5 protein-coding genes and 1 pseudogene are annotated in these 6,725 nt (G+C 60.6%); 3 read left to right on the forward strand and 3 right to left on the reverse strand.

Annotation, left to right across the window (positions count from 1 at the left end; translation table 11 throughout):
• Window positions 1-530 precede the first annotated feature (530 nt).
• A complete protein-coding gene (locus SOP85_RS30390) occupies window positions 531-2,267 on the reverse strand; it encodes a flavin monoamine oxidase family protein (protein ID WP_323629332.1) in 1,737 nt (578 codons plus the stop codon).
• A gap of 221 nt (window positions 2,268-2,488) precedes the next feature.
• On the opposite strand from SOP85_RS30390, the gene SOP85_RS30395 reads away from it, so the two are divergent.
• Window positions 2,489-3,895, forward strand: coding sequence for an adenosylmethionine--8-amino-7-oxononanoate transaminase (locus tag SOP85_RS30395; RefSeq protein ID WP_323606599.1), 1,407 nt, complete (start codon window positions 2,489-2,491; stop codon window positions 3,893-3,895).
• Window positions 3,896-4,074: 179 nt separating this feature from the next.
• On the forward strand, window positions 4,075-4,794 hold the full coding sequence (locus SOP85_RS30400; protein WP_323606600.1) for a 16S rRNA (uracil(1498)-N(3))-methyltransferase: 720 nt from the start codon (window positions 4,075-4,077) through the stop codon (window positions 4,792-4,794).
• Window positions 4,795-4,906: 112 nt separating this feature from the next.
• Here the strand turns inward: SOP85_RS30400 and trhA are convergent, their stop codons facing one another.
• Window positions 4,907-5,524, reverse strand: coding sequence for a PAQR family membrane homeostasis protein TrhA (gene trhA, locus SOP85_RS30405; RefSeq protein WP_274075625.1), 618 nt, complete (start codon window positions 5,522-5,524; stop codon window positions 4,907-4,909).
• Between the two features lie 91 nt (window positions 5,525-5,615).
• Between trhA and SOP85_RS30410 the strand changes: the two genes are divergently transcribed.
• Complete coding sequence (locus SOP85_RS30410; RefSeq protein WP_274075626.1) at window positions 5,616-6,530, forward strand: LysR family transcriptional regulator; 915 nt, start codon at window positions 5,616-5,618, stop codon at window positions 6,528-6,530.
• A gap of 79 nt (window positions 6,531-6,609) precedes the next feature.
• On the opposite strand, the pseudogene SOP85_RS30415 reads toward SOP85_RS30410, so the two are convergent.
• Window positions 6,610-6,725 (reverse strand): annotated as a pseudogene (locus SOP85_RS30415) (IS110 family transposase); the annotation flags it as partial.

Raw genomic sequence — 6,725 nt, forward strand, 5'->3', positions numbered from 1 at the left:
GAAGTTGTGGGTCAGTTCCAGTGCCCGAGCGAGACGCATAAAAAAATCCGATGCCAGTTCAGGCATCGGATTTTGATTTCTTGCGGCCAAAGGTCAAGCGAGATGGCTTAACTGATCGGCATTAGCCCTGAGCCGCGTTTGTTTTTACACCTGAACGTTACGAAACCTTGGTCTCAGAAGTCTGCGCCCTGCCTAATTGTGGTACACGGGAGGCGGCTGTAAACAGTCAGGATCGTACGGATTCATATCGCATTTATAGGCCAGTTCATGGCCGAATCTCCGGCTGTACTCCTCAGTAAACAGCTCGGCATTTTCACATCCGAAAAGGGCTATCAATAGGATGATTACTATCACTTCTTTCATGTGCTCTCCCGTTTTTGAAGAGCATAGAACTCAAGGTCAAGCGCTACCCATCATTCCCTTCTGATTCGCTTGTGGGAAGTCTCTGATGTATCGCTGAGGCGTGTAGGACTGACCGGAAGGCAAAAAAAAGCGCGACCCTCGGGCCGCGCTTTTTTTACGCCTGAACGTTACTGCGCCTTGGTGACCGTGGTCGCCGCTGGCTTCTTCGCTTGCTCAGTCTTTTTCACGGGTGCCTTGGCCGAGGTTTTTTTCGTTTCGGTTTTCTTCGCCGGCGCTTTGGCCGGGGCCTTCTTCGCAGGCTCCGCTTTCACCGGTGCCGCAGGCTTCGGCGCTTCGACCGGAGCAGGAGCAGGGGTCGGTGCCGGCGCTGGTGCAGGCGCCGGTGCGACAGGTTCTGGTGCCTTGACCGGTTCTGGCTTCTTCGCGTCATCCGAGCCGCCGAACAGGTTGGTGAAGAAGTTGCCCTTCTTCGCCGCCACCGCGCCGGCTGCAGCGGCGGCGGCGGCGATTGGAGCGGCCTTCGGTTCAAAGGATTTGCCCGCTGCCAGGTCTTCAACCTGACTGGCTGCACGCTGACCGGTGCGCAATGCGCCTTCCAGGGTGCCCGGGTACAAGGTGTCGGTGTGCTCGCCGGCAAAGGCTACGCGCTGGATCGGGCGCTCCCACAGGCGCCAGAACTTGCTGATCTGGCCTGGGCCGAAGGCCAGGTAAGCGCCGCCCATCGAAGGGTCGGTGCTGTAGCGGCGGATTTCATAACCGGTAAACGAACCGCGCGCCTGTGGATAAAACGCGTGCAGGCGGATCAGCACCTGATCGACCATCTGCTTGTCGCCGAACGCCTGCATGACCCGTGCGTTATCGCCGGACAGGTTGATCACCACGTTGGCGCCGCCCTTCAGGGCCGGTTCGATCCACAACATGCCGAGGCCGGTGTTGCTATAGATCTCACCGGACATGCGCGCCTTGGGTTCCCACACCGGCGTCTTGAACTTCAGCATGATCTGGTCGCGCCAGCCGTAGTTGGTGCCCTTGATCGCCGCCAGGTGCTGGGCGTCCAGCGCCGGGGTCATCTGGATCTTGTTCAGCGCGCGCAGAGGCACGGCCAGTACGACGTAGTCAGCCTGATAGCCGACGCTGCCGACCTTGACGGTGACGCCGTCCTTGTCCTGGATGATGGCCGAGACCGGGGAGCTGGTCTTGATGGTTTTCAGCTGCTTGACGAAGGCCTGGGCCAGCACCGGGCTGCCGCCGACCAGGCGCGAAGCGCGCAGGTCACGGTCGGAAACGCCACGGTAAACGCTGCTCTGCTGGGCGAAGTACAGCAGCGAGATACGCGAAGGCTCGTCATAACGGGTACGAATCTGCTGGTTTACCAACTGACGGGCAGTGGCCGGCAGGGTCAGGCGATCGAGCCAGTTGGACACGTTGATCTGGTCCAGGGCGTGCAGCGTGTTGTTCGCCGACGGGTTTTGCGGGTCTTCGATCGAGCGCGCCAGGTCATCCACAGTCTTTTCGTAGCGCTTGAGCGCTTCAGCCGTGGTTGGATCCTTGGTGGCCAGGTCGGCGGCGGTGTAATACACGCCGTCGATCAGGTAGCTCGGGGTGCGCACGAATTCAGGGGCTGGCGTGGTACTCAGCTTGAATTCCGAGACATACTTGTTCAGGACCGGCTGGGTCTTGTTGTTGCCGATCCACTCGCTGGTGGCCATGCCGGAGCGACCGCCCAGGCTCGGCTTGGCTTCCAGCAGCGTGACCTGCCAGCCCTTGTTCTGCAGCTCATAAGCAGCCGTGAGGCCCGAGACCCCACCGCCGATCACGATCGCGGTCTTATCCTTTGCCAGCGCAGACACGCTGAACAGCCCCAACATCACCAGCGCACAGGCGCGCAGCCAACCGACAGACATTCTGCGAACTCCGGAAATTCAGGAAAAAATAGCGGTTTTGCGAGCCAGGCGGCTCTAGAACCGCGAAGGATACGTCAGCCGTCAGACGCCCGCCAGCAACGTCTACCGCCCTATACAAAGTAGCTCAATCGACACAATGGGTTGTTCCCGAGGCACGCATTGCATAGGCTTGCGCGATTGTATGTCCGCGCATGTCACGGAACGCCTCGAGGAGACTGAACATGGGCCTGAATAATCAGTGGATGCAACGCGATCTCGCGGTGTTGTGGCATCCCTGCACCCAGATGAAAGATCACGAACAACTTCCGCTGATCCCGATCAAGCGCGGTGAAGGCGTGTGGCTGGAAGATTTCGAAGGCAAACGCTACCTCGATGCGGTCAGCTCCTGGTGGGTGAACGTGTTCGGTCATGCCAATCCGCGCATCAACCAGCGCATCAAGGATCAGGTCGATCAACTTGAGCACGTGATCCTCGCCGGCTTCAGCCATCAGCCGGTGATCGAGCTGTCCGAGCGCCTGGTGAAGATGACCCCCGAAGGCCTGACCCGGTGTTTCTACGCCGATAACGGTTCGTCGTGCATCGAAGTCGCGCTGAAAATGAGCTTTCACTACTGGCTCAACCGCGGCCAACCGAACAAGAAGCGCTTCGTCACCCTGACCAACAGCTACCACGGCGAAACCATGGCGGCGATGTCGGTGGGCGACGTGCCGCTGTTTACCGAGACCTACAAGGCGCTGCTGCTCGACACCATCAAGGTGCCAAGCCCCGATTGCTACCTGCGCCCGGAAGGCATGAGCTGGGAAGAACACTCGCGCAACATGTTCGCCGCCATGGAACAGACCCTGGCCGAAAACCATGACACGGTCGCGGCCGTGATCGTCGAGCCGCTGATCCAGGGCGCCGGCGGCATGCGCATGTACCACCCGGTGTACCTCAAGCTGCTGCGCGAAGCCTGCGATCGTTATGGCGTGCACCTGATCCACGACGAAATCGCCGTCGGCTTCGGCCGCACCGGGACGATGTTCGCCTGTGAGCAGGCCGGCATCCGTCCAGACTTCCTCTGCCTGTCCAAGGCCCTGACCGGCGGCTACCTGCCGCTGGCGGCGTGCCTGACCACCGACGACGTCTACAGCGCCTTCTACGACGACTACCCGACCCTGCGCGCCTTCCTCCATTCCCACAGTTACACCGGCAACCCGCTGGCGTGCGCGGCAGCCCTGGCGACGCTGGATATCTTCGAAGAAGATAACGTCATCGAGAACAACAAGGCCCTGGCCCAGCGCATGGCCTCGTCCACCGCGCACCTGGCCGATCACCCGAACGTCAGCGAAGTGCGCCAGACCGGCATGGTGCTGGCCATCGAGATGGTCAAGGACAAGGCGAGCAAAGAGGCTTATCCGTGGCAGGAACGCCGCGGCCTGAAGGTGTTCCAGCATGCGCTGGAGCGCGGTGCGCTGCTGCGGCCGTTGGGCAGCGTGGTGTATTTCCTGCCGCCTTACGTAATCACCCCGGAGCAAATCGACTTTCTTGCCGAAGTGGCCAGTGAAGGGATCGACATCGCCACCCGCGAGAGCGTCAGCGTGGCGGTGCCGAAGGACTTTCATCCGGGGTTCCGTGATCCGGGTTGATTGATTTCACCGGATCTTCTGTGGTGTCTGGTCTGCCGCTTTCGCTGGCAAGCCAGCTCCTACAGGTCGGATGTCGCCCCACATTTTTGCCGCAACCACATATTCTGTAGGAGCTGGCTTGCCAGCGATAAGGTCGGCACGACCTTCAGACGCTACACACCCTTTTTCAGAGATCCCGCATGAGACTGTCCCGCTTCTTCATCGACGCCCCCCTGAGCACCGGCGAGCACGAGTTGCCCGAGGCCCAGGCCCATTACATCGGTCGCGTGCTGCGCATGGCCGAGGGCGATGCGTTGCAACTGTTCGACGGTTCCGGCCATGAATTTCGCGGCACACTCGTGGAGGTCGGGAAAAAACGCGTGGTCGTCCAGATCAACGAGCAGTTCGCCGGGCAGGTGGAATCGCCCTTGCAGATCCACCTCGGCCAAGGCTTGTCCCGTGGCGAGCGCATGGACTGGGCAATTCAGAAAGCCACCGAACTGGGCGTGACTGAAATCACCCCGATCTTCAGTGAACGCTGCGAAGTACGCCTCAAGGACGAACGCGCCGACAAACGCCTGCTGCACTGGCGCCAGGTGGCGATCAGCGCTTGCGAGCAATGCGGCCGCTCACGGGTACCGGTGATTCATCCGCCGGTGCTGTTGGCTGACTGGATCAAGCAGACTGAGGCCGAGTTGAAATTGGTGCTGCATCCGGTGGCCGAGCCGTTGGTGAGCCACGCCAAGCCCGGGACGCTGGCGTTCTTGATTGGGCCGGAGGGTGGTTTGTCCGATGCCGAGGTCGATCAGGCCAAGGCCAGCGGCTTCCATGCCGCCCGCCTCGGCCCGCGAGTGTTGCGCACCGAGACCGCGCCGGTTGTGGCATTGGCAGTGGCCCAGCAGCTCTGGGGTGACTTCTAGGACGCTATCGCCAGCAGGCTGGCTCCCACATTGAATTTTGGGTGTTCACCGTTTCGAGTTCACTGGAAATCTCCTGTGGGAGCCAGCCTGCTGGCGATGGCCGCGACGCGGTCTAAAGGACGTAAAAGAAAATCGCCACAAAGTGCAGCAGGCTCCCGGCGATGACAAACAGGTGCCAGATCCCGTGGGCGTGGCGCAGTCGACTGTCCAAGGCAAAAAAGACGATGCCCACCGTATAAAAAATTCCCCCCGACGCCAGCCAGGCAAACCCGGTAGTACCGAGTGCCGCCAGCAACGGCTTGACCGCCACCAGTACGATCCAGCCCATTACCGCATAGATCACGATCGACAGGACCCGCGCTTCCGACCTCGGCTTGATTTCCTGCAGGATGCCGATCAGCGCCAGCCCCCAGACAATCCCGAACAAGGTCCAGCCCCAGGGCCCGCGCAGGGTCACCAGGCAGAACGGCGTGTAGCTGCCGGCGATCAACAGGTAGATCGAGAAGTGATCGACCTTCTGCATGATCGCTTTCTTGCGTCCGCGCACGCTGTGGTACACGGTCGATGCGCTGTACAGCACCAGCAAGGTGAAGGCGTAGATCGCCATGCTGACGATCTTCCACGGACTGCCGTCGAGGCTGGCGACCACGATCAGCCACACACCACCGACAAACGCCGCCACTGCCCCGACCAGATGCGTCCAGGCGTTCAATCTTTCCCCGTGATACATCGTTACCCCACCTCGAAAATCGATAAAGCGCGATTGCGCGATTCAACCCGCATGCGTGCACAATCGGGTTATTCCAAAAAGAGTCCACCCCATGCTGATCGATGAAGAGTTGACCCTGAAAAAACTCGAGGTGTTCCTGGCCTTCATGCGCACAGGCAACCTGGCCCGCGCCGCTGCCGAATTGCAGACCAGTAACGTTAGCGTACATCGGGCCATCCACTCCCTTGAAAGCGCCCTGCGCTGCCCCTTGTTCAAGCACGAGGGGCGTAACCTGACGCCGTTGGAAAGCGCCTACGTGCTCGAAGAACGGGCGCAGAAGCTGATTCAGGACGTGGTGGAAACCGTGCGCCTGACCCGCGAAGCCGCCGGCTTTTCCGCGGAACGTTTCAAGCTGGGCTCGCTGTATTCACTGACGGTGAAGACCGTGCCGCAGCTGATCATGGGCCTGAAGATCCGCCGCAGCGAACTCAACATCGACCTGATCCTGGGCTCCAACTTCGACCTGCTGTACAAGCTCAAGAACATGGAAGTCGACGCGATCCTGGTGTCCCTGGACGAGAGCATCAACGACCCGGATTGCGAGCAGATCCCGCTGTTTTCCGACGACATCTTCCTCGCCACGCCCGCCGACTCCAGGTTCGCCCAGCGCAGCGAAGTCGACCTGGCCGAGGTCCGCGACGAAACCTTCATCACCCTGACCCAGGGCTTCGCCACGCATCAGGACGGGAAGCGGGTATTCGAGCAGGCAGGGTTCGAGCCGAAAGTGGCGATGCAGGTCAACGACATCTTCACCCTGCTGAGCATGGTCAGTTCGGGCGTCGGGTATGCGTTGCTGCCGGGGCGGATTGCGGCGGTGTATGAGAACCGGGTGAAGCTGATTGCGTTGCAGGAGAAGTATCGGTTGCAACAGCACATTGGCGTGGTGTTCCTGAAGGCCAAGGAGCGCGATCCGAATTTGCTGGCGTTGCTGGCGGAGTGTCGGATGTATGCCAATCGCCAGGCTTGAAACCGCGTCGCGCCCTTCGCGAGCAAGCCCGCTCCCACATTGGTTTATCGTCGTGCACGCAGATCAAGTGTGGGAGATTCTATGTTTGGGGGGAAGCCCCCAAGACTGGATTTGGCTGATACTCGCTCTGGTTCTTCATCAGGGCGAACGCCACTCGTGCCAGCTTTCGAGCCAGGATGACCAGCACTTGAGTCG

It is taken from the genome of Pseudomonas sp. YuFO20 (genome assembly GCF_035064975.1).
Taxonomy (GTDB): domain Bacteria; phylum Pseudomonadota; class Gammaproteobacteria; order Pseudomonadales; family Pseudomonadaceae; genus Aquipseudomonas; species Aquipseudomonas putida_AE.